This is a genomic window from Arthrobacter silviterrae (assembly GCF_011045165.1).
In the GTDB taxonomy this organism is placed as follows: domain Bacteria; phylum Actinomycetota; class Actinomycetes; order Actinomycetales; family Micrococcaceae; genus Specibacter; species Specibacter silviterrae.
Genome location: NZ_JAAKZI010000027.1, coordinates 38,694 through 59,636, shown reverse-complemented (window position 1 = coordinate 59,636; position 20,943 = coordinate 38,694). Strand labels below are relative to the sequence as shown.

Sequence of the window (20,943 nt, the reverse complement as noted above, 5' to 3'; positions counted from 1 at the left end):
ATTCTTTCGTCTCAGGCGGAAGGAAGTCGGGGGTGGAGGCTACGCGTCGCGGCTGCCCGTCACGGCGGGGAGCCCGCGCCCCTCGAAGCAGGTGCGGGTGCCGGTGTGGCAGGCGGCGCCGACCTGGTCGACGGTGACCAGGAGGGCGTCGCCGTCGCAGTCTATGGCCACGGATTTCACAAACTGGGCGTGCCCGGAGGTGTCGCCCTTGCGCCAGTATTCCTGCCGCGACCGGGACCAGAACGTCACCCTGCCTCCGGTGAGGGTCCGGCGCAGGGCCTCCGCGTCCATCCAGCCGAGCATGAGCACCTCAAGGGTGTCGAATTGCTGGATGACGGCGGCCACGAGCCCGGACGCGTCCCGCTTCAGCAATGCCTCGATGTTTGCAGGCAGGGATTCGGGCGCGGTGCCGGCAATGGCGGCTGCAGGGCCCGCTGCCGAAGAGCCGGGCGCCTGGGCGGATACGGGCTGGGGTGCTGGGAGGTGGGGCATCACCCCAATTCTAGTGCCAGAAACCGCCCGGCCCGGCCATTGCGGGGCACCCCGGCAGGTATCGCCATTTCTTCCGGCGTCCATTCCGGCGGTTCAAGGTGCCCACGCGCGCCAATACATGCTAATTTCACAAGTGATGCAATTTGTAGAGCCATCCCGTGAAGTCCTTGCCGAGACCCTGCTGGCCGCCGGTCCCGGAGCGGAAACACTATGCGAAGGATGGCGCACCCAGGAACTGGCCGCACACCTTTACCTGCGCGAGCACAGCCCGAAAGTGGGGCTGGGCCTGGTCATCAAACCCTGGAACAAGGTTTCCGAAAAGGCCACGGCCCGTCTGGCCGCTGAATCATCCACACCCGAGGCGTTTGCCCAGCTGGTGGAAAAGTTCCGGGCCGGGCCGCCCAGGCTTTCGCCGCTGTCACTTCGCGCGGTGGACCACAGCGCCAACCTCATTGAATTTTTTGTCCACACCGAGGACATCCGCCGCGCTACGGACCGCTGGGCCCCCCGCGCCCTCGACGCCGACTATTCCGACTCGCTCTGGGCCGAACTCGTCAAGCGCGCCGCCATCCTGTACCGCAGCGTGGACCTGGGCATTGTCCTGGTCAACCCGGCAGGCCTGCGCCACGTCGCCAAGCGCGCCCCCGTCTCGGTGGCCATCCTGGGCGAGCCGGGCGAACTGCTCATGCACGCCAACGGCCGCACGGGCCAGGCCCTGGTGACCTTCGAGGGCCAGCCCGACGCCGTCGCCCTTCTTCAGACGGCTGTCGTCGGGCCTTAGCGCACCTCGTAGCCGGCGTCGCGGATGGCCGACTTGACGTCGGCAATGGCGTTGTCGGGGCCAAAGTGGAAGATCGACGCCGCCAGGACGGCGTTCGCCCCGGCAGCAACGGCCGGCGGGAAGTGTTCGGGCTTTCCGGCCCCTCCCGAGGCGATGAGCGGCACATGGACGGCGGCCCGGACCAGGCGGATGAGCTCCAGGTCAAAGCCTTCCTTGGTGCCGTCGGCATCGATCGAATTGAGCAGGATCTCCCCCACACCCCTTTCGGCTGCCTCCCTGGCCCATTCAATGGCGTCGATGCCGGTGCCCTTGCGGCCGCCGTGGGTGGTCACTTCGAAGCCCGACGGCGTGTGCCCGTCCCGGGTGCGCCGCGCGTCGAGGCTGAGCACCAGGACCTGGGAACCGAAACGGCGGGTAATCTCGTCGATGACCTGGGGCCGGGCGATGGCGGCCGTGTTGATCGACGCCTTGTCTGCCCCGCACCGCAGCAGCCGGTCGACGTCGGAGACTTCGCGGACTCCCCCGCCCACGGTCAGCGGGATAAACACCTGCTCGGCGGTGCGTGACACCACGTCAAACGTGGTCTCCCGGTTGCCCGAGGATGCCGTCACGTCAAGGAAGGTCAGCTCGTCCGCGCCGGCGCGGTCGTAGCGCTGGGCCAGTTCGACGGGGTCGCCGGCGTCGCGCAGGTTTTGGAACTTTACGCCCTTGACCACGCGGCCGGCGTCAACGTCCAGGCAGGGAATGACTCGAATGGCAACACTCATGGCGGGCTCCCTTGTTGGTGCGGCGGATCAGATGCGGCAGGCGTGGATGCTGCTGACCAGGATGGCACGGGCGCCAAGTTCATACAGTTCATCCATGACCCGGTTGGTGTCCTTGGCAAACACCATGGACCGCACGGCAACCCAGTCGGAGTCGCGCAGCGGGGACACGGTGGGCGATTCCAGCCCGGGGGTGAGCGCCGTGGCCTTCTCCATGAGCGACTTCGGCACGTCGTAGTCCAGCAATACGTACTGCCGCGCCACCAGGACGCTGTGCAGGCGGCGGATCAGGACTTCGACACCGGCGGGCGGGGTGACGCCGCGGCGCCCGATGAGCAGCGCTTCCGAGGCCAGGATGGGCTCGCCGAAGATTTCCATGCCGGCTGCCTTGAGCGTGCTGCCGGTTTCGACGACGTCGGCGATGGCGTCAGCCACGCCCAGGCGAACGGAAGATTCCACGGCGCCGTCGAGGCGGACCACCTTGGCATTGATGCCCAGCTCGGCCAGGTATTCGCGCAGCAGTCCGTCGTAGCTGGTGGCCAGGCGCTTGCCCTCGAGCTCCGCGGCCGTGGTGAAGTGGCCCACCGGGCCGGCAAAGCGGAAGGTGGACACGGCAAAGCCCAGGGGCAGCAGTTCATCGGCGTCCACCTGCGCGTCCATGAGCAGGTCGCGGCCGGTGATGCCGACGTCGAGCGTGCCGGCGCCGACGTACACGGCGATGTCGCGGGGGCGCAGGAAGAAGAACTCAACATTGTTCTCCGGGTCCACCATGACCAGTTCGCGGCTGTCGCGGCGCTGGCGATACCCGGCTTCGGCGAGCATGGCTGAGGCGGCTTCGGACAGGGAGCCCTTGTTGGGGACGGCAACTCTAAGCATGGTTTTTATCTTTCAGTAACGTATTCAAGCATTTAGTCTGGGGCGGGTGCACAGGGTGCACCCGGTTCAGGATTTCGGCCACGGGACGTGGCTAGAGATGCTTGTATACGTCCTGGAGGGAAAGGCCTTTGGCGATCATCATGACCTGCAGGTGGTAAAACAGCTGGGAAATCTCCTCGGCGCAGGCCTCATCCGACTCATATTCGGCGGCCATCCACACCTCGGCGGCTTCCTCAACCACTTTCTTGCCGATGCCGTGAATGCCGGATTCAAGCTCGGCGACGGTTCGGGAGCCGGCGGGCCGCGCTGCGGCTTTCTCGCTCAGCTCGTCAAAAAGGGATTCGAAGGTTTTCACGGTCTCCACCTTACTTGCTTGGCGGCCCCTTCACGGAGCCGCCAACCTTGTGTGTCCGCCATCAGGCTCCGAGCCCTGCCAGGGTCAGGGCGGTGGCGAGGGCAGCCGTGGTCGCCTCGTGGCCCTTGTCCTCCACGGAACCGGGAAGCCCGGCGCGGTCCAGGCCCTGCTGCTCAGTGTCGCAGGTCAGCACCCCGAAGCCGACCGGCTTGCCGGACCGGAGGCTGACCTCGGTGAGGCCCATCGTGGCGGCCTGGCACACGTACTCAAAGTGCGGGGTGCCGCCGCGGATCACCACGCCGAGGGCGACGACGGCGTCGTAGTGGGGAGCCAGCCGGGCAGCCGCGACGGCCAGCTCAAAGCTGCCGGGAACCCGGACCACGGTGGGGCTGGCAATGCCGGCGTCGGCCGCGCCGCGTAGCGCGCCGGCCAGCAGCCCGTCCATGATTTCGGTGTGCCAGCTGGCGGCAATGATGGCCAGTTTCAGCCCTGAGGCCTGGCCCTGCTGTTCAGTGCTGAAGCCGATGACGGGTGCTCCGTGGCCGCTCATTGGATGGGTCCTTCCGGTTGGGTGGGGTTGAGAACTTCAAGGGTGTGGTGCATGCGGTCGCGCTTGGTTTGAAGGTAGCGCAGGTTTTCGGTGCGGGCAGGCACTTCGGTGGGGACCACTTCGGTGACGGTGATGCCGTGCCTGGCCAGGTCCTGGGACTTCAGCGGGTTGTTGCTCAGCAGGCGGATCCGGGACAGGCCCAGCGCCTGCAGGATGCCGGCAGCGTCCGCGTAGTCGCGGTTGTCCACGGGCAGGCCCAGCTGCTCGTTCGCCTCAACGGTGTCGGCACCTGCTTCCTGAAGGCTGTAGGCACGGATTTTGTTGGCCAGCCCGATCCCGCGGCCTTCGTGCCCGCGCAGGTAGACCAGGGTGCCGCCCTGCCGGTGGATCATGCCCAGGGCGTAGTCCAGCTGTTCGCCGCAGTCACAGCGGTAGGAGCCGAAGACGTCCCCGGTGAGGCACTCGGAGTGCAGGCGGACCAGCGGCACCAGGGAACTGCTGCTGTCGTCCGTGCCGTCGGCGCTTACACTGAGGTGCTCGGCGCCGGTGTCCGAATCCACCCACGCCTGGGCCCGGAACAGCCCAAATTGTGTGGGCAATTTCACTACCGGTCCGCCCGTAACATTGGCGTCCTCATCCACGCGGGCCTCCTCTTCCCTGGGCTCGGCGGCGTTACTCATGGTGCACCCCGGCGGCAGCGGCGTTGAGGGCCGGGCCTGCTTCCAGGTGTGCCACGAGGTCGGCAATGGAGATGAGCACCAGCTGGCCGGCGTCGGCAAACTCGCGCAGGCCCTCGAGCCTGACCATCTGGCCGGCGTCATCCACCACCTCGGCAATGCACGCCACCGGCTCGCAGCCGGCCAGCCGGCACAGTTCGACCGAGGCTTCCGTGTGCCCGGGCCGCTGCCGCACTCCCCCGGCCACGGCGCGAAGGGGGAACATGTGCCCGGGCCGGGTGACGGCGTCGGGCCTGGAAGCCGGGTTGGCGAGGATGGTGGCGGTCAGCGAACGGTCGGTGGCGCTGATGCCCGTGGTGACCCCGTGGGCCGCGTCGCAGCTGACTGTGTACGCCGTGCCCTTGGCGTCCTGGTTGTGCGCCACCATGGGCGGGAGGTCCAGGGCGTCGGCGCGGGCATCGTCCATGGGAACGCAAACCACCCCGGAGCTGTGTCTGATGGTCCAGCCCATGAGGGCCGGGGTGCTGTGCTGGGCCGCAAAGATGATGTCGCCCTCGTTTTCACGGTTTTCGTCGTCGACCACCAGCACGGCCTCGCCGCGGGCAATGGCGGCGATGGCCGCGGGGACGGGGTCCAGCAGGGTGTCGGAATTCGTCAGGGCGGTCATGATTGCACCCCCTGCGTGCCGGCGCCTGCCGAGACGGTGCCGCCGTCAATGGGGCCTGCGGCGGAAGGGACCACGAATTGGAGCAGCCGCTCGGCGTACTTGGCCAGGACATCCACTTCCAGGTTGACCGTGCCGCCGGCGGCCTTGGCGCCCAGGCCGGTGTTGGCCAGCGTGACAGGTATGAGCCCCACCTCGAACCACTGTTGCGCCTCGCCGGGCGGACTGACGGCCGTGACGGTGAGGGAGACGCCGTCGACGGCGATGGAACCCTTTTCGGCGATGTAGCGGGACAGTGCGGCGGGCACGGAGAAGCGCAAACGGTCCCAGTTCCCCTGGTTTTCGCGCTCCAGCAGTGACCCCACGCCGTCCACGTGGCCCTGGACCACGTGGCCGTCCAGGCGGCCTCCGGCGGGCACGCAGCGTTCCAGGTTGACGGTGTTGCCGGGGCGCAGGTCGCCGGTGGTGGTGCGCAGGAGCGTTTCACCCATGACGTCCACCTCCACCATGGTGCCGTTGATGCGCACGGCTGTCAGGCAGACCCCATTGACGGCGAGGGAGCCTCCCAGGCCGAGCCCGTCCACGGTGTTGCCCATTGTCGCGGTGTCCAGGACCAGCGTGGCGCTGTCCGTTTCCGTGTGGGTGTCCATGCTGACCACGGTGCCGCGGCCTTCGATGATTCCAGTAAACATTTCTACAGTCCTTCTGCGGGCGTGGCGGGCGCCGGCACCTTTGCCGGCATGAGGGTGAGTTTCAGGTCCGGGCCCAGGCGTTCCACGGGACCGGTGGTGGTGCCGTCCCATTCCCACTGCTGGGCCTGGTCCAGTGTTGTGATGCCAAGGTCGTTCAGCGCCGGCATGCCTGTGCCCAGCAGCGTGGGGGCCAGGTACACGATCAGCTCATCCACCAGCCCGGCCGCCAGGAACGCGGCGTTGATCTTGGAGCCGCCCTCAATCATGAGGTGCCCCACGCCGCGCCGGTGCAGTTCGGCCAGGACCTCGGCAGGGTCGTGGGTGTGGAGTTGCACGAAACCCGGCCCGCCCTGGTGGCGTGCGGCGGCGCCGGCGTCCACCTCGCGCATCCCCATGACCACGCGCAGCGGCTGATGGGGGGATTCGGTGCCGTCCGCGGCACGTGCTGTCAGGCGCGGGTTGTCCGCCAGGATGGTTCCGGTGCCCACCACAATGGCATCCACCCGGCCGCGCAGGGTGTGTGAATCCTGCCGGGACTGGGAGGAGGTGATCCACTGGCTGCTGCCGTCTGCGGCCGCAATGCGGCTGTCCACCGTTTGGGCCAGGCGCGCCGTGACAAAGGGCCGGCCCTCGCGGACGGCAACAAACCACTGCCTGTTCATGTCCTGCGCCTGGCGGGCCATGAGCCCGGAGCGCACATTGATGCCTTCCATGCGCAGCTTGTCGGCGCCACCTGCTGCGGGCGTGTGGGGGTCGTCCACGGCATAAACCACATTGCCCAGGCCGGCATCGAGGATGGCCTGGGTGCACGGGCCGGTCCGCCCCTGGTGGTTGCACGGCTCCAGGGTCACCACAATGGTGGCGGCGGAAAGGTCCCGCTTGACACCCGTGCCGAGCAGCCTGTTGATGACGTCCGCCTCGGCATGGGGGGTGCCGGCGCCGCGGTGGTGGCCGATGGCCAGGACGGTGCCGTCCGCGTCGATGATGACGGCACCCACCAAGGGGTTGGCGCCGCGCACTCCCTGCCGGGCGGCGGCCAGTGCTGTTTCCATGGCAACAATTTCAGCGTCGCTGAAGACGTTGAACTCGGCGTCCACGGTGTCGTCGTGCCCGCTGCTGGCGTTGGCCCGGTTCATAGTTTGACCTCATTCAGGGGAGTTGCGGTGGTGGTTGTGGATGCGGTGTCGCCCTTGCGCCTGATGCGCCACCAAACAAAGAATCCGGCCAGTGTGAAGACACCGTAGAAGATGTACATGAGCGCAGATGCGTAATACCCGGCGCTAAAGAGGAGGGGAACCCCCACAATGTCCACGGCCACCCAAATGAGCCAAAACTCCACCCAGCCCTTGGCCATGCCGTACGTGGCCAGGAGTGAGCCCATGAAAATCCAGGCATCCGCCCATACTGGCTCGTAGGAGCCCATGGCACGGAAGATCGGGGTGAGTGCGGCGGTGCCGGCAACCATGCCGACGACGAGGGCCAGCCGCGCCTTGCCCCCAGCCCAGGCCGGCAGGACGGCGGCAGGCACCTGTCCGTGGCCGCGGGATGCGTCCCGGGACTGCTTCCAGCGGTACCAGCCGTAAATGGAGACGGCAATGAACATCAGCTGCCGGCCGGCCTGGCCGAGCAGGTTGGCGTAGACGGGCGAGCCGAACACGGAGCCCATGAAGACAGTAAAGAGGAGGGCGTTGCCGACGATGCCGACAGGCCAGGCCCAGATTTTCCGGCGCATGCCGCCGAGGGCGCTGGCCAGCCCAAAGATGTTGCCTATGACTTCGCGCCACAGCAGGAATCCGCCACCGGCGAATTCAAGCTTTGCGTCAAAGAGCCATCGCAGAAAGTCCATCGTTACCTTAACCCTTTCGAACCGCGATGGCTCCGGGGGTAACGTTCAGTTCCGGCGCAGCTGCGGGACTGCCCGGCCTGTGTGCCGAAGCGCCCCGGCCGAGGCCGCAGCGAAACTGTTCGTGCTTCTCCCATCCAGACTTTAACTGTCGGTTCCGGAATTTCACCAGATCAACCGTGCACTGCCTGCTGTTTCCAGCCGGCTGAGCGCGGGTCGCGGACTATAACCGCCGGTTCGGAATTACACCGACCCCGGAGCACGTTGATAATTCTTTGCACCGGCTTGCGCCGGTCCACTTACATTATGGCACCTTTCACGGCACCGTTTGCCCTACCCCCTTGCCAACCACACGGGGCGCGGCTTCATTCCCGGGCGGGCGTTCGGCCGAAGGCCAGCTGTGCCCTTGCCCGCAGCGACTCGATGGCTGCCTCAGGTGAATCTTTGCCGTACACGGCCGAACCGGCCACGAAGACGTTGGCACCGGCCTCGGCTGCACGGGTGATGGTTTCCTCCGTGATGCCGCCGTCGACCTGGATCGCGACGGCGGCGCCGGAGCCCTCGATGGCGGCCCGGGCACGGCGGATCTTGGGCAGCGTGACGTCAAGGAATGACTGCCCGCCAAATCCCGGCTCCACCGTCATGATCAACAGCATGTCCAGCTCGGTGAGCATGTCCAGGAACGGCTCCACGGGGGTGGCCGGGCGCAGTGCCATGCCGGCCTTGGCGCCCCTGGCCCGCAGTTCCCGGGCCAGTTTGATGGGGGCATTGGACGCCTCCGCGTGGAAGGTGACCGATGCCAGTCCGGCGTCGGCATAGTGCGGCGCCCACCGGTCGACGTCGGCAATCATCAGGTGCGCGTCCAGCGGAACCGGGCTGATCTCCTGAAGGCGTTCCACGACGGGCAGGCCAATGGTCAGGTTGGGCACAAAGTGGTTGTCCATGACGTCGACGTGGGCGGCGTCGGCATTGGCGATGCGGGCCAGTTCGGCTTCAAGGTTGGCAAAGTCGGCGGAGAGGATGCTGGGGTTGATGCAGCATGTCATCGGGCGGCCGGGCATGGGCGTCCTTTCGGGGTGGGCGGATGGGGGCTGGCGGCTCAGAGCTTGCGGATGAGTGCCAGGAACATGGCGTCGGTTTGGTGGAGGTGGGGCCACAGCTGTGCCGTCATCCGGTGGACCGGCAGCGGCGAGCCGGCATTTCCGGCGTCCAGCTTCCCCGTGAGGCTCACGGCGTCAAGGGCTGCTCCGGCGTCGAGCAGTTCAAGGTCGGTGCGTCCCCGCAACGCGTCGTCCACCACGGCCAGGGTCTCGGCGATGTGCGGCGAACACGTCACATAGGCCACCACTCCCCCGCGTTTTACGGCGGAGAGGGCCGAGTCGAGCAGTTCGCGCTGCAGCGGGCCCAGCTCGGAGACATCGGAGAGCTGGCGGCGCCAGCGGGACTCGGGCCGGCGCCGCAGGGCGCCCAGGCCGGTGCAGGGCGCGTCCACCAGGATGCGGTCAAAGGACTCGGGGTGCTCCCGGCCCACGTCGCGGCCGTCTCCCGTGCGCACCGTCCAGGCGTCTTCCGGAATGGCGGCCATGGCTTGTTCAACGAGCCGGGCCCGGTGCGGCGTGGGTTCGTTGGCCAGGATCCAGGCACCCTGTTCGGCGGCCAGCGCGGCCAGCAGGGCGGCCTTTCCGCCGGGCCCTGCGCACATGTCCAGCCAGCGTTCCTCGCCGTCGGTGCGTTCCGATGTGAGTTCAGCAGCGGCAAGGGCGCGGGCCACCAGCTGCGAACCGACATCCTGGACCCGGACGGTGCCCTCGCGGACGGACGACAGCCGGCCCAGGTCCCCGCCGGGGGAAAGCGCCGAATCAATGACCAGGGGGCCGGGCGTGAACCCGGCGTCAAATGCCTCGTCGAGGCTGCCCAGGCCGGGCAGTGCCACCAGATTCACCACGGGCGCGGCATTGTCGGCTTCCAGCAGCGCCGTGATTTCGGCGGCGTCGCGGCCGTGGGCCACGAGGGCCTGGCGCAGCGAGCGGACAATCCATTCGGGGTGGGATTCGGTGATGGAGGCAATCTTGACATCGTCCGTGAGGCCGTCCGTCAGTTGCGCCAGCCACTCCTGCAGGCTTTGGGCGGACACCCTCCGCAGCACGGCATTGATGAGGGCTGACGGGCCGGCCCCGATGACAGCGCGGGCCAGGCCCACGGTCTGGTCGAGTGCCGCATGGGCCGGCACGCGCATGGCCAGCAGCTGGTGGACGCCGATGCGCAGCGCGTCGAGGATGGCAGGATCAAGTTCGGACAGCGGCCGGTCCACGCAGCGGGCCAGGATGGCGTCGTAGCTGCCCTGCCCGCGGAGGGCGCCATAGGCCAGTTCGGTGGCGAAGCCGGCGTCCCGCCGGTCCAGATGGTGGTGGCGGATGCGTGCCGGCATGACCAGGTTGGCGTAGGCGTCATCGGCTGAAACAGCCCGCAGTACTTCATAGGCCACCAGCCGGGCCGGGTCTGCGGCCCGGGTGCGCTGGGACGGTGCCGCAGTGGTGCGATTCCGCCCGGTGGCGCGGTTGCGTTCGCGCCCCGCGCTGTCCCGGCGGCGTACGCCGCCATGCTCACTGGTCATTCAAACACCACATCTTCCTTGTTCGCCAGGCCGCGGGCCCAGTCGCTTGCGTTCATCAGTTTCTTGCCGGCGGGTTGCACGTCCGCCAGTTGCACGGCGTGGGAGCCGGTTCCCACCAGGACGGCCCGGCCGTCAAGGCGCACCCTGCCGGGGGCCAGCCCGCTGACGTCCGGGCGGAGTGCCACCGGGCCCAGCTTGAAGCGCTGTCCGCCCAGCGTGGTCCAGGCGCCCGGCTCGGTGGTGACGCCCCTGACCCTGCGGCTGATGGCCAGCGCGGGGTGGTCCCAGCGCACATGGCCGTCTTCCAGCGTGAGCTTGGGGGCAAGGGAAACGTCGCCTTGCTGGGGCACCCCGGCCGCCTGCCCGGCGTCGAGCGCGGCAAGGGTCTGCGCGAGGAGCACGGCCCCGCTGTGGGAGAGGCGTTCAAGCAGCGCGGCGCTGGTGTCGGTGGCGCGGACGGTTTCGGTCATGGTGCCGTAGGCAGGGCCGGTGTCGAGCCCTTTTTCCAGCAGGAACGTGGTGGCCCCCGTGACCTCGTCGCCGTTGATGAGCGCGTGCTGCACGGGTGCCGCCCCCCGCCATGCGGGCAGCAGCGAAAAGTGCAGGTTGATCCAGCCGTGGGGCGGAAGGGACAGCGCGTCCTCGGGAATCAGGGCCCCGTAGGCCACGATGGCGGCCACATCGGGGGCAGCTTCGGCGATGGCGGCAACGGCCGCGGCGTCAATGCGGCCGGCCTTGATGACCGGAAGGCCAAGGTCCTGGGCGCGTACGGCAACGGGCGACGGCGTGAGTACCCGTTTGCGCCCCACCGGCGCGTCCGGACGGGTCAGGACGGCGACGATTTCATGTCCGTCCGCCCGCAGGGCTTCCAGGGACGGCAGGGCGACGGCGGGCGTGCCGGCAAAAAGGACCCTCACTGCGCCGCGCCTGCACCAAAGGCGGAGCCAACGGTGCGGGAGCGCTTGGCAACGGTCTGGGCAGTCACGTCGTGGTAGTTGGCCGTGCGGATGGCGCGCAGGGCGTCCTTTCGGTCGTCCCCGTCCAGCCGGTCCACGTACAGCTTGCCGTTGAGGTGGTCGGTTTCATGCTGGAAGCACTTGGCCAGCTGGCCTGTGGCCTCCATGTCAAGGGGCTCACCGTGCAGGTCGACCCCCGTGATCCGCACCCAACGGTGCCGGCGTACGTTGAATCCCAGCCCCGGAACGGACAGGCAGCCTTCGGGTTGGTCCGGCTGGAAGTCGTCGCTGGCCACGATGACGGGGTTGATGACGTGGCCTTCCTGGCCGTCCACGGAATAGGTGAAAATGCGTTTGCTGACGCCCACCTGCGGTGCGGCCAGGCCCGCCCCCCGCACATCCACCATGGTCTCGGTCATGTCCTCAATGAGCTTGGCCAGTTCAGGGCCGAAGTCCGTCACGTCCCCCGCTACAGTTCGCAGGACGGGGTCGCCGATGATGCGGATGCTCAGGATGGCCATGGGTGGGGACCTCACTTAGATGTTGAATTGCTGTCCGTCCAGTCTAGTTGGCGATCGTCACCTGGCGGGCGGGACAATGGGGAGCAGGGGCTGCCCGGCCCGGGCGGCGTCAAGGGAGGTTTGCCAGACCCGCCGCAGCGACGCGAACTTGAACCAGTGTTCCTTCAGGACGGCGGGGTTGGCGCGTTCGGTGCGGACTTCCGTTTCGCCAATCGCCACGCCCAGCAGCACCGGATCCTGCCCGTACCTCCAGGCCTCCCAGGTCCCGGCCGCCTCATCCACAATGGATTCCTCGGCCTTCATCCCGGCCACCAGCTGCATGACCACCTTGGCATCCAAGGCCTTGACCTGGCCGTTGCGGTCGGTTCCCTTGGTTTTGTAGTCGATGATGCACAGCTTGCCGCCAATGGTGGCGACCAGGTCCAAGGTGCCGGCGTATCCGAGGGACTCATTCCACACCGTGATTTCAGGGGCCAGCGGCTGCACTTGGTATTCATTCCACCAGGCGTCAAAGCGGTCGGCGAACTTTTCCTCCCCCTTCTCAGCAAGCGACGCCCGTGCCGCCAGCAGCTGTTCCGGGCGTCCCAGGGCCCGCAGCGAGACCTGTTCACAGTAGTAGTGGACCCGGTCCCCGCGCGAAGCGGCGGCGTCCCGGTACTGTTCGGCGGCATTGGAGCTGTCGCGCACCACGGTGCGCAACTGCCGGGGATTGCCGACGGCGGTGCCAAGGTCAGGGTGGTTCGCCACGGCGTTGGCCGCCATGTAGCCGATCCAACCGTCCAGGCTGTTCGCCTGCTGTCCAATCACTGTGGTGATAGAGGGAACCTTGGGCGGTTCAGTCAAGGAGCGGGCGTACATGCGCCCAAGTTCTGTGGAGTGTGCCAATGCCGGTGCCGTCATGGTTCCACTATTTCACCACCGACGGACACGGTGCACCCTGCGCGGCGCAACTGTGGATAACCCAGGCCGAGACCGAAATGTGCGGCCCTGCCAGATATCGGCCTGATAACAATAGTCCACTCGAATGCCAAACCCGTTGCCGGTGCCGCTATCCACCTGTACAGTCAAAAATGTTGGCCTGCACGGCCGAGGCCGGACAGTAGCTGTCACATTTTTGGGGGAGCCTCGGAAAGCAACCCTCACGAAAAAGCCCCGCTCCCTGCGTTGAAAGCAGGTGAGCGGGGCTTTTATTCTGGTGGGCGATACTGGGTTCGAACCAGTGACCTCTTCGGTGTGAACGAAGCGCGCTACCACTGCGCCAATCGCCCAAGCAAAGGCTCCATCCGCTGATGTTTCCACCTGCGGGCCAAGCTCTTTCCTCGTTGCGTTCAATAGACTAGCCCAAACTTTCCCGTGGTCATAATTGAGCCAAAATACGGGAACCGGCGGCCGGGACAGAGCCGCAATATGGCCGCGGAATCCGGCCCGCACCGCCAACCGCGTGACCACCGACACATCAACGTGTTGTCGAAAAGGTGGCCCCGGCACCCCAAAAAACGGCCCAAATGACAGGCCTGTAATTCGATTCCCGGCCGCAAAAACCCCGCCAATTCAACGATCCAGGCGGCACGCGGCGGGAGGCTCCCACCCGAAGGGATCCTCGATTTGGCATTTGGGAAAAGGCTCGGGTACAGTTTTCATCGCAGCAACACGGAACACCGAAGCGGAAACGCAACGGCCTGGGAAATGTAGCTTCTGCGGTTGTAGCTCAGCTGGTAGAGCACCACCTTGCCAAGGTGGATGTCGCGAGTTCGAATCTCGTCAACCGCTCGCAGGACACCGTTCAGTTTCACGGTGGGGTGGCCGAGAGGCGAGGCAACGGCCTGCAAAGCCGTGTACACGGGTTCGAATCCCGTTCCCACCTCCATATATGGCTGAACCAAAGTGTTTCGCTGGACAGTGATTGTGTACAGTACAGTGGAATGCATTGGGCGATTGGCGCAGCGGTAGCGCGCTTCCCTGACACGGAAGAGGTCACTGGTTCGATCCCAGTATCGCCCACGAATGATCCTTTAAGGATCATTCCCCGGTGAAAACCGGACAATGCAATATAGCAACAAATGGCAATACAGCAACAAAATGCGGTCGTAGCTCAGCTGGTAGAGCACCACCTTGCCAAGGTGGATGTCGCGAGTTCGAATCTCGTCGACCGCTCGGATTGACCATGAACTGCCGGAATCCCTCGGGTTCCGGCAGTTTTGGTCTCAATCCGGATTTTCCAAGAATGCTCTTGGGCGATTGGCGCAGCGGTAGCGCGCTTCCCTGACACGGAAGAGGTCACTGGTTCGATCCCAGTATCGCCCACCACGGCATGTTCGACGGCGGCGCAACCTTGGCGCCGCCGTCGGCCGTTTAAGAGGGTGTGCCTAGTGGGCCAGCTTCAGCCCCACAATGCATGAGATAAGCCCCAGCAGCAACAGCACCTTGAGCAGGGAGACCGTCTCGGCGCCCGTGGCCATCGCATACGCCACGGTCAGGGAAGCGCCGATCCCCACCCACACCGCGTAGGCAGTGCCCGTGGGAAGCGTGCGCATGGCCCAGGCCAAACCGGCCATGCTTCCCACCAGGGCCACTGCGAACACCACCGTGGGTCCCGCCTTGCTGAATCCCATGCTCCGGCCCAGTGCCGTCGCCCAAACAGCCTCGAGCACTCCTGAAACAACTAAAACAATCCATCCCATGACAACGTCCCTTCGGGTGAGGTGAACCTGCGCCTGCTGCTGCAGGCCACGCGCCGTCTTGTCGCTGGCCGGGTACGGCGCACCTCGTCCGGGTGCCTGGTGGCTTCCTGCAATTCTGGCACAGACGGCCCCACCCCGCCCTTGGACCTCCTGCGACTGCCCTAAAAAGTCGTTGACATCTCGGCTGGGACCACTAGGCTGTTTAGGAGTTGGGGCGCCAATGGCCCCACGAGTGAAGGGAGGTGCCTTGTGTCTATTTTTGACGATATCAAGGGCAAGGCCGAGGAACTGATCGGAAGTCACGGAGATCAGGTCAAGGACGGCATCGAGAAGGCCGGCGACTTTGTCGACGACAAGACCGGTGGCAAGTTCAAGGACCAGGTCGACGGGATTCAAAAGGCAGGTTCGGACTACGTGGACGGACAGAGCCAGGCCGGGCAGTAAACTCAAGCCCCTTCGCCCCTGAATTGGCGTCAAGAAGGGCGCCGGTCCCGTCGAGAGACGGCACCGGCGCCTTTTCGCTTTTAAGCGATGTTTGCAAGGCCTCGCGGGATGTTTTAGGAAATGGCCGGGGAAACGGCGGATGCCACGGGCGTGTCCGCCGCCACGGCTTCCGGGGCAGGAGATTCCTGCGCCTCGCGGGCCAGCGCCATGAGCCGCGAGACAGCCCGGAAGTACTTCTTTTGGTATCCCCCGGCCATCATTTCGGGGGTGAACAGGGCGTCAAGCGCTGCGCCGCTTCCAAGGATCGGCACGTCCTTGTCGTACAGCCGGTCTGCCAGCACCACAAAACGCAGGGCCACCGATTGCTCCGTAATGGTGCGCACATTGCGCCACACGACGGCGTCGATTCCCTCGAGCAGCTGGCGGTAGCGGGAAGGGTGGACGCCTGCCAAGTGGTCCACCAGGGTCCCGAAATCATCCACCGCCACCGTCCTGCCGGCAAACTCCCTGCGCATGGCCGCGTCCAGTTCACTGTTGGCCAGCGGCTCCGGCGGTGTCGGAAGGCCGCGGTGGCGGAAGTCCTCGCCGTCAATGTGCAGGATGTCGAACTGGTCCGCCAGCACCTGTATTTCGCGCTTGAAGTCAACGGCGGCAAATCGACCGTCGCCCAAGGCGCCGGGCAGGGTGTTGGACGTTGCAGCCAGCTTCACCCCGGCGTCCGCCAGCTCCCGCATCAAGCGGGACATCAGCACGGTGTCGCCCGGGTCATCAAGCTCAAACTCATCAATGCAGACCAGCGTGTAGCTGCTGAGCGCTTCCACCGTCTTGCGGAAGGAAAGGGCCCCCACCAGGTTGGTGTACTCCACAAACGTGCCAATGGCCTTGGGCCCGTCCACCTGGTGCCACAGGGCAGAGAGCAGGTGGGTCTTCCCGACGCCGAAGCCGCCGTCAAGGTAGATGCCGGCGCGGGTTTCGGCCTTCTTGGCCTTGCCGCCAAACAGCTTTCGCAGCCCGGATACCGGCTTGGCGGCGGCATGGCTGCCAAACTCCTCCAGCACCCGCACCGCTTCCGCCTGTGACGGCTGGGACGGATCGGGACGGTAGCTGGCAAAAGACACTTCGCCAAACCGCGGTGACGGGACGAATCCCTTTAGCAGTTCGTCCACGGACACTGCCGGCCGGCGGGTGGAGAGTTGCTCAACTTGTACCAAAGACTGATCCGTTTCATCAGGGATAACCAATAACTGCCACTTTTCACGCGGACGCGCACCCCCCCAAGTTTACGCACGCGGATATTGCGCCACGTTAACGCGGGGAAGTATTCAACCCCATGAATGGTTACTGTTGAAAACGAGGACATCACTTACGCTGCAGACCTACAGCGTTCATCCAGCCTCAGTCCGTGCCAACGAATCGTCCCGGAATTTCCCGGCGGCGCCTGGAAGCGGGCTGTCCAAAGGAAGGGGCATCATGCCTGTTGCAGTTGAAACGAATGAGAAGTTTGCCACCTACGCACACCCGGAGCGCCTGGTATCCACCGAGTGGCTTGCCAAGGCCCTGGCCGACGGCGCCACGAACGACGGCAGCCTGGTGGTTGTTGAATCCGACGAGGACGTGCTCCTCTACGAGACCGGCCACATTCCCGGCTCGGTCAAGATTGACTGGCACACGGACCTGAACGACGACGTGGCCCGCGACTACATTGACGGTGCGGCTTTTGCGAAGCTCGCCGCCGCCAAGGGCATCTCCCGGGACACCACCGTGGTGGTTTACGGCGACAAGTCCAACTGGTGGGCTGCCTACGCCCTGTGGGTCTTCACCCTGTTCGGCCACGAGGACGTCCGCCTGCTCGACGGCGGCCGCGACAAGTGGATTGCCGAAGGCCGGGAACTGACCACCGACGCCACTGCGGTCACCCCCGCCGCCGGCTACCCGGTTGTGGAGCGCAATGACGCACCCATCCGCGCGTACAAGGAAGACGTGCTGGCCCACCTGGGCAAGCCGCTCATCGACGTCCGCTCCCCGGAAGAGTACTCGGGAGAGCGCACCCACATGGCCGCCTACCCGCAGGAAGGCACGCTGCGCGGCGGGCACATCCCGACGGCTGCCTCCATCCCGTGGGGACGGGCTGCCGACACCGACGGCACCTACCGCAGCCGCGAAGAGCTCGAAGCCCTCTACCTCGGCGAAGCCGGCCTGAAGCCGGGCGACGACGTGGTGGCCTACTGCCGCATCGGCGAGCGGTCCAGCCACACCTGGTTCGCCCTCAAGTACCTGCTGGGCTTCGAGACCGTCCGCAACTATGACGGTTCCTGGACGGAGTGGGGCAACAGCGTCCGCGTTCCGATCGTGAAGGGCACCGAGCGCGGCGAACTGCCCTCGGCAAACTGACCCCAGCGGTTACACACCCAACTGAAAAGAAACGTACGCTTGAGTCAATGACTACTTCACAAGCACTTCCACAGGCGTTGGCAGAGATCGTGAACGATTTCCAGGAGCTCGAAGAGCGTGACCGCTTGACCCTCCTGCTGGAATTCTCACGGTCGCTGCCGGCCCTGCCGGAACGACTTTCGAACCATCCGGAACTCCTAGAGCAGGTGGTGGAATGCCAGTCGCCGCTGTTCCTGACCGTCGAATCCGAAAAGACAGACCACGGCGACGTCATCCGGCTGTTCTTCCAGGCACCCCCGGAGGCACCCACCACGCGTGGCTTCGCCTCGGTCCTCTTTGAGGGCCTGGACGGCCTCACGGCCGAGGAAATTCTGGCAGTGCCCGACGACATGCCGGAACAACTGGGCCTGACCCGGGCCATCTCCCCGCTGCGCATGCGCGGCATGTCGGCCATGCTGGGGCGGGTCAAGCGCAAGATCCGCGGAGGGGTCCGCCCCGCCGCCTAGCGTGCTCCGGGTGGCATACTGCTTCCATGGCCAAGAATAAAGCTGCTGGAAGCGCCGGCACCCCCGCCACGGTCGCACTGACCGCGGCAGGGGTGCCTTTTACTGCCCACGCCTACGCCCACGACCCGTCCGCGGCGAGCTTCGGCATGGAGGCCGCAAATGTCCTCCAGGTGCCGCCGGAACAGGTGTTCAAGACCCTCATGGCCGACGTGGACGGGACCCTGGCCGTCGCCGTCGTGCCTGTCAACGGCACACTTGACCTCAAGGCCCTGGCCCACGCCATGGGCCGCAAGAAGGCGGCCATGGCCGATCCCGCCACCGCCCAGCGCCGCACCGGCTACGTACTCGGTGGCATCTCGCCCCTGGGCCAGCGCCAGCGCTCCCCCACCGTGGTGGACGAATCCGCCCTCTCCTTTGCCACCATCTTTGTCTCGGGGGGCCGCCGCGGCTTTGACGTGGAGCTCTCCCCCGCCGACCTCATCACCCTGACAGGCGCGACGACGGCGAAAATCGGCCACCCCGCGTAATCGCACAAGGGACTCTGGCGTCCTCCACGGGATGGGGGCTGGTGCCCGCACCGCGCCACACACGACTCCGTCGGTGTGTCCGCGGCGACGCCCACCACGCCGCCAGCCCCCATCCCGCTCCGGACGCCTCCGTCCCGCCGGCGCTAGTCCCGCGGCAGGCCGTATCTTCCCAGGCGTGGCCGCAGCCAGGATTCCACGACGTTTTCCCAGCGGTCCGGATCCACATTCCATTCCTTGGTGTGGCGGGCCTTGCTGAAGGGTTCGAAGGTGACCATTTCGGGGTTGCGCTTGGCCAGTTCTGCCGTGGGCTCGTAGGGAACGAAGTCGTCGTCGATGCTGTGCAGGATGAGGGTGGGCGTGCGCAGTTCTACGGCGCGGCCCACCCAGTCCATGCTCTTGAGGTTTACGGGGGCGGCCAGGCCGGTGATGCGCCGGCCCAGGGGGTGGCTGAGCATGAACTGCCCGTAGCGCCCCACATAGTCGGGGATGCGGTTGAGCTGGGCTTGGTGGGCCAGCACGTTGACCCAGTCGATGACAGGGGCGTCCAGGACCATGGCCAGGATGCGCTTGCGGTTGCGGGCGAGGTCGGCGGCCTGCAGGCTGATGGCCCCGCCCATGGAGAAGCCAAAAAGGACCACATCCTTGGCACCGTGTGCCACCGCGAAGTCGATGGCGGCCTCAACGTCCGCCCATTCGGTGACGCCCAGCCCGTACCGGCCGTCCGGCGCGGCGGGGGCGTCGCCGTCGTTCCTGTAGGAGATCAGCAGGGAATCCATGCCGAGCCTGTGGGCGGCGGCAACGGCGCGCAGCCCTTCGGAGCGGGTGGCCCCGCGGCCGTGGACCATGATGGCCCAGGTTGGCAGCGCGTTGGGGGCCCGGACCAGCCAGGCCGGGGCGGGGCCGCCCGGCAGCGCGAGCGTGACGTCCTCGCTGTCAAGGCCAAGCTCGTCGGGATGGGCGTAGATGCTGCCGGACCACCAGCCCTGTGTCGCCGTGCGCAGTTCGCCGCCATGGACGGAAAGGACGTCCCGGGTGACGCTGCCCTCGCGGGGAACATAGTCCACAATCCGGCCCACCACGGCATGGGCCAGGCCGCCGTCGAAGTAGATGGCGAAGGTGCCGTCAATGATGGTGTCGGCCGTGGCGTCCAGCACCACCTGCATCCGGGGCCCGTCGGAAATGACCGCCAGGATGGAGAGGTCGTCGGCCCGGGTTTTCTCGGGGGTGACCACCTTGCGGGCGAAATACGCGGCCAGCGCGGACGTGGCGGACGCCACTGTCAGCGCCGCGGCTCCGGCAGCACCGGCACCCAGCGCCCCCCACTTGAGCCACTTGCTGGACTGTTGCACCGAGGTTGCCATACCCCCATTCTGCCCACCGCCAGTGGGAGCGTCGAGCGGCGCACCGGAGGGGCGGAAACTTTCACCGGCAACATTTTGGCCAGGTGGCGGGCGAAACTTCCCCCCGGACGCCTAAGCTGGTGCAATGAGCGAGTCGATCATCATCCTGACCGAAGAACCCCTGAGTGCTGTCGATGCCGAAAACATCATGGACCTGTATGGGCCCGACGACGACGTCGAGCTGGTGCTGCTGGTCCCGGCCAACACCAAGCGAAACCTGCTGGTGGACGTCATCGACCAGCTGACCATGCTGGATGTCCCGGGCGCCCTGCGCGAATTCCGGGAGAAGCCGGACACAGAGACAGTCCGGGCCGGGGCCCGGGACATACTGCAAGCTTCACTGTCGGTGCTGCTGGCCGCCGGCGCCAAGGCCAGCGGCCGGGTGGCCGACGGCGACGCCGTGGCTTCCCTGGTGGCCCAGGTCAACGACTCCGACGCCCGGCAGGCAGTGGTGGTCACCCGCCCGCACGCCGTGGCGGACACTTTCCGGCAGGACTGGGCACACCAGGCCCAGCGCAAATTGGGCCTGCCCGTGCTGCACCTTTATTCCGGCTCGGGATTTATTGGCGACTCCTGAACGTTGTAGAAATTATGAGCGAAGCTGTAACCCCCACCCCCCAGTCCCCCACCGTGGTCAAGTCTGAATCCGAATGGCGGCAGGAGCTGACGCCGGACGAATTTGCCGTGCTGCGCCAGGCCGCCACCGAGCGGCCCTTTACGGGCGAGTACTGGGACTCCACCCAGGAGGGCGTGTATGCGTGCCGCGCGTGCGGCGCGGAGCTGTTCACGTCCAAGGAGAAGTTCCATTCCCACTGCGGCTGGCCGTCCTTCTTTGCCCCGCTGGCGGATGGGACGGTGAGGTACCTGCACGACAAGTCCCTCGGCATGGAACGCATCGAGGTGCGCTGCGCAGCCTGTGACTCGCACCTGGGTCACCTGTTCAAGGGCGAAGGCTACGACACCCCCACGGACGAGCGGTTCTGCATCAACTCCGTTTCGCTGCGCCTCAAGCAGGCCGGCGGGTAGGCGGCAGCCCCGCGGGGAGCCCGAGCGGGCAATCCAAAAGCGGCGCCGGCCAAGCACTGACAATGCTGTGGCAGCGCCGCTTTTTCCGGTCCGTCAGCATGACAATTGCTTATGCTTGGGAATATGGCACATAAGTTTTGCTGTTCCATTGGTACGCTCGAAAAAATTCGTTCAGCACCAACG

Annotated in this window: 25 protein-coding genes, 6 tRNA genes and 2 riboswitches; of the genes, 12 read left to right on the top strand and 19 right to left on the bottom strand. The window is 66.2% G+C overall.

Going from position 1 to position 20,943, the window contains the following annotated elements; translation table 11 throughout:
• Nucleotides 1–39: 39 nt before the first annotated feature.
• A complete protein-coding gene (gene hisI / locus G6N77_RS14525) occupies nucleotides 40–492 on the bottom strand; it encodes a phosphoribosyl-AMP cyclohydrolase (RefSeq protein WP_165182880.1) in 453 nt (150 codons plus the stop codon).
• Between the two features lie 136 nt (nucleotides 493–628).
• Here hisI and G6N77_RS14520 point away from each other — a divergent pair, with 136 nt between their 5' ends.
• Entirely contained in the window at nucleotides 629–1,273 is a 645-nt protein-coding gene (locus tag G6N77_RS14520; protein ID WP_165182893.1) for a TIGR03085 family metal-binding protein, read from the top strand.
• Here G6N77_RS14520 and hisF read toward each other — a convergent pair.
• From hisF to G6N77_RS14445, 15 genes are all read right to left on the bottom strand, one after another.
• Complete coding sequence (gene hisF / locus G6N77_RS14515) at nucleotides 1,270–2,040, bottom strand: imidazole glycerol phosphate synthase subunit HisF (RefSeq protein WP_165182879.1); 771 nt, start codon at nucleotides 2,038–2,040, stop codon at nucleotides 1,270–1,272. The genes G6N77_RS14520 and hisF overlap by 4 nt on opposite strands.
• 27 nt (nucleotides 2,041–2,067) lie before the next feature.
• Entirely contained in the window at nucleotides 2,068–2,913 is an 846-nt protein-coding gene (gene hisG, locus G6N77_RS14510; protein ID WP_165182878.1) for an ATP phosphoribosyltransferase, read from the bottom strand.
• A gap of 91 nt (nucleotides 2,914–3,004) precedes the next feature.
• Nucleotides 3,005–3,268 carry a phosphoribosyl-ATP diphosphatase gene (locus G6N77_RS14505; RefSeq protein WP_165182877.1) on the bottom strand — a complete coding sequence of 88 codons (264 nt, stop codon included), beginning with the start codon at nucleotides 3,266–3,268 and terminating at the stop codon, nucleotides 3,005–3,007.
• Between the two features lie 61 nt (nucleotides 3,269–3,329).
• On the bottom strand, nucleotides 3,330–3,818 hold the full coding sequence (gene ribH, locus G6N77_RS14500; RefSeq protein WP_165182876.1) for a 6,7-dimethyl-8-ribityllumazine synthase: 489 nt from the start codon (nucleotides 3,816–3,818) through the stop codon (nucleotides 3,330–3,332).
• Nucleotides 3,815–4,498, bottom strand: a complete 684-nt coding sequence (ribA, locus tag G6N77_RS14495) for a GTP cyclohydrolase II (protein WP_165182875.1) — start codon at nucleotides 4,496–4,498, stop codon at nucleotides 3,815–3,817. Before ribA ends, ribH begins: the two co-directional genes overlap by 4 nt.
• Nucleotides 4,491–5,162: a 3,4-dihydroxy-2-butanone-4-phosphate synthase gene (gene ribB / locus G6N77_RS14490; protein ID WP_165182874.1), complete on the bottom strand. Its 672-nt coding sequence runs from the start codon at nucleotides 5,160–5,162 to the stop codon at nucleotides 4,491–4,493. The genes ribA and ribB overlap by 8 nt, the downstream gene beginning before the upstream one ends.
• Nucleotides 5,159–5,851, bottom strand: coding sequence for a riboflavin synthase (locus G6N77_RS14485; protein WP_165182873.1), 693 nt, complete (start codon nucleotides 5,849–5,851; stop codon nucleotides 5,159–5,161). The genes ribB and G6N77_RS14485 overlap by 4 nt, the downstream gene beginning before the upstream one ends.
• Nucleotides 5,852–5,853: 2 nt before the next feature.
• Complete coding sequence (ribD, locus tag G6N77_RS14480) at nucleotides 5,854–6,987, bottom strand: bifunctional diaminohydroxyphosphoribosylaminopyrimidine deaminase/5-amino-6-(5-phosphoribosylamino)uracil reductase RibD (RefSeq protein ID WP_165182872.1); 1,134 nt, start codon at nucleotides 6,985–6,987, stop codon at nucleotides 5,854–5,856.
• Nucleotides 6,984–7,697 (bottom strand): nicotinamide riboside transporter PnuC, encoded by a 714-nt coding sequence (gene pnuC, locus G6N77_RS14475; RefSeq protein ID WP_165182871.1) that lies wholly within the window; start codon nucleotides 7,695–7,697, stop codon nucleotides 6,984–6,986. Before pnuC ends, ribD begins: the two co-directional genes overlap by 4 nt.
• Nucleotides 7,698–7,815: 118 nt before the next feature.
• Nucleotides 7,816–7,960, bottom strand: a riboswitch (FMN riboswitch).
• 99 nt (nucleotides 7,961–8,059) lie between these two features.
• A complete protein-coding gene (gene rpe / locus G6N77_RS14470) occupies nucleotides 8,060–8,755 on the bottom strand; it encodes a ribulose-phosphate 3-epimerase (RefSeq protein ID WP_240902195.1) in 696 nt (231 codons plus the stop codon).
• A gap of 38 nt (nucleotides 8,756–8,793) precedes the next feature.
• The gene (locus G6N77_RS14465; RefSeq protein ID WP_165182870.1) at nucleotides 8,794–10,308 is read right to left on the bottom strand and encodes an RsmB/NOP family class I SAM-dependent RNA methyltransferase; all 1,515 of its coding nucleotides are present in this window, start codon (nucleotides 10,306–10,308) and stop codon (nucleotides 8,794–8,796) included.
• Nucleotides 10,305–11,225 carry a methionyl-tRNA formyltransferase gene (gene fmt / locus G6N77_RS14460; RefSeq protein ID WP_165182869.1) on the bottom strand — a complete coding sequence of 307 codons (921 nt, stop codon included), beginning with the start codon at nucleotides 11,223–11,225 and terminating at the stop codon, nucleotides 10,305–10,307. Before fmt ends, G6N77_RS14465 begins: the two co-directional genes overlap by 4 nt.
• Entirely contained in the window at nucleotides 11,222–11,785 is a 564-nt protein-coding gene (gene def / locus G6N77_RS14455) for a peptide deformylase (RefSeq protein WP_165182868.1), read from the bottom strand. The genes fmt and def overlap by 4 nt, the downstream gene beginning before the upstream one ends.
• A 57-nt stretch (nucleotides 11,786–11,842) precedes the next feature.
• A complete protein-coding gene (locus G6N77_RS14450; protein WP_165182867.1) occupies nucleotides 11,843–12,685 on the bottom strand; it encodes a PD-(D/E)XK nuclease family protein in 843 nt (280 codons plus the stop codon).
• 293 nt (nucleotides 12,686–12,978) lie between these two features.
• Nucleotides 12,979–13,053: transfer RNA gene (locus tag G6N77_RS14445), tRNA-Val, on the bottom strand.
• A gap of 429 nt (nucleotides 13,054–13,482) precedes the next feature.
• Here G6N77_RS14445 and G6N77_RS14440 point away from each other — a divergent pair.
• The 5 genes from G6N77_RS14440 to G6N77_RS14420 all read left to right on the top strand — a co-directional run bounded on the left by G6N77_RS14440 (nucleotide 13,483) and on the right by G6N77_RS14420 (nucleotide 14,092).
• Nucleotides 13,483–13,555: transfer RNA gene (locus G6N77_RS14440), tRNA-Gly, on the top strand.
• Between the two features lie 23 nt (nucleotides 13,556–13,578).
• Nucleotides 13,579–13,652, top strand: a tRNA-Cys gene (locus G6N77_RS14435).
• Between the two features lie 62 nt (nucleotides 13,653–13,714).
• Nucleotides 13,715–13,786, top strand: a tRNA-Val gene (locus G6N77_RS14430).
• 80 nt (nucleotides 13,787–13,866) lie between these two features.
• Nucleotides 13,867–13,939, top strand: a tRNA-Gly gene (locus tag G6N77_RS14425).
• 78 nt (nucleotides 13,940–14,017) lie between these two features.
• Nucleotides 14,018–14,092, top strand: a tRNA-Val gene (locus G6N77_RS14420).
• Nucleotides 14,093–14,151: 59 nt separating this feature from the next.
• Here the strand turns inward: G6N77_RS14420 and G6N77_RS14415 are convergent.
• Nucleotides 14,152–14,466, bottom strand: a complete 315-nt coding sequence (locus G6N77_RS14415) for a DMT family transporter (RefSeq protein WP_165182866.1) — start codon at nucleotides 14,464–14,466, stop codon at nucleotides 14,152–14,154.
• Nucleotides 14,467–14,513: 47 nt separating this feature from the next.
• A riboswitch (guanidine-III (ykkC-III) riboswitch) is annotated at nucleotides 14,514–14,575 on the bottom strand.
• Between the two features lie 140 nt (nucleotides 14,576–14,715).
• On the opposite strand from G6N77_RS14415, the gene G6N77_RS20165 reads away from it, so the two are divergent.
• Nucleotides 14,716–14,910 carry an antitoxin gene (locus G6N77_RS20165; RefSeq protein ID WP_165182865.1) on the top strand — a complete coding sequence of 65 codons (195 nt, stop codon included), beginning with the start codon at nucleotides 14,716–14,718 and terminating at the stop codon, nucleotides 14,908–14,910.
• A gap of 113 nt (nucleotides 14,911–15,023) precedes the next feature.
• Here G6N77_RS20165 and zapE read toward each other — a convergent pair whose 3' ends face one another.
• Complete coding sequence (gene zapE / locus G6N77_RS14405; protein WP_165182864.1) at nucleotides 15,024–16,121, bottom strand: cell division protein ZapE; 1,098 nt, start codon at nucleotides 16,119–16,121, stop codon at nucleotides 15,024–15,026.
• A gap of 259 nt (nucleotides 16,122–16,380) precedes the next feature.
• Between zapE and G6N77_RS14400 the strand changes: the two genes are divergently transcribed.
• The 3 genes from G6N77_RS14400 to ybaK are packed head-to-tail and all read left to right on the top strand — an operon-like array spanning nucleotide 16,381 to nucleotide 18,334.
• On the top strand, nucleotides 16,381–17,301 hold the full coding sequence (locus tag G6N77_RS14400) for a sulfurtransferase (protein ID WP_165182863.1): 921 nt from the start codon (nucleotides 16,381–16,383) through the stop codon (nucleotides 17,299–17,301).
• A gap of 47 nt (nucleotides 17,302–17,348) precedes the next feature.
• Nucleotides 17,349–17,807, top strand: coding sequence for a SufE family protein (locus G6N77_RS14395; protein ID WP_165182862.1), 459 nt, complete (start codon nucleotides 17,349–17,351; stop codon nucleotides 17,805–17,807).
• A gap of 26 nt (nucleotides 17,808–17,833) precedes the next feature.
• Complete coding sequence (gene ybaK, locus G6N77_RS14390) at nucleotides 17,834–18,334, top strand: Cys-tRNA(Pro) deacylase (protein WP_165182861.1); 501 nt, start codon at nucleotides 17,834–17,836, stop codon at nucleotides 18,332–18,334.
• Nucleotides 18,335–18,477: 143 nt separating this feature from the next.
• Here the strand turns inward: ybaK and G6N77_RS14385 are convergent, their stop codons facing one another.
• Nucleotides 18,478–19,695, bottom strand: coding sequence for an alpha/beta hydrolase family protein (locus tag G6N77_RS14385; RefSeq protein WP_165182860.1), 1,218 nt, complete (start codon nucleotides 19,693–19,695; stop codon nucleotides 18,478–18,480).
• 124 nt (nucleotides 19,696–19,819) lie between these two features.
• On the opposite strand from G6N77_RS14385, the gene G6N77_RS14380 reads away from it, so the two are divergent.
• Together G6N77_RS14380 and msrB are read left to right on the top strand one after the other, a co-directional pair.
• Nucleotides 19,820–20,311, top strand: coding sequence for a hypothetical protein (locus G6N77_RS14380; RefSeq protein ID WP_165182859.1), 492 nt, complete (start codon nucleotides 19,820–19,822; stop codon nucleotides 20,309–20,311).
• A 14-nt stretch (nucleotides 20,312–20,325) separates the two neighbouring features.
• Nucleotides 20,326–20,760 carry a peptide-methionine (R)-S-oxide reductase MsrB gene (gene msrB / locus G6N77_RS14375; RefSeq protein WP_165182858.1) on the top strand — a complete coding sequence of 145 codons (435 nt, stop codon included), beginning with the start codon at nucleotides 20,326–20,328 and terminating at the stop codon, nucleotides 20,758–20,760.
• Nucleotides 20,761–20,943 lie beyond the last annotated feature (183 nt).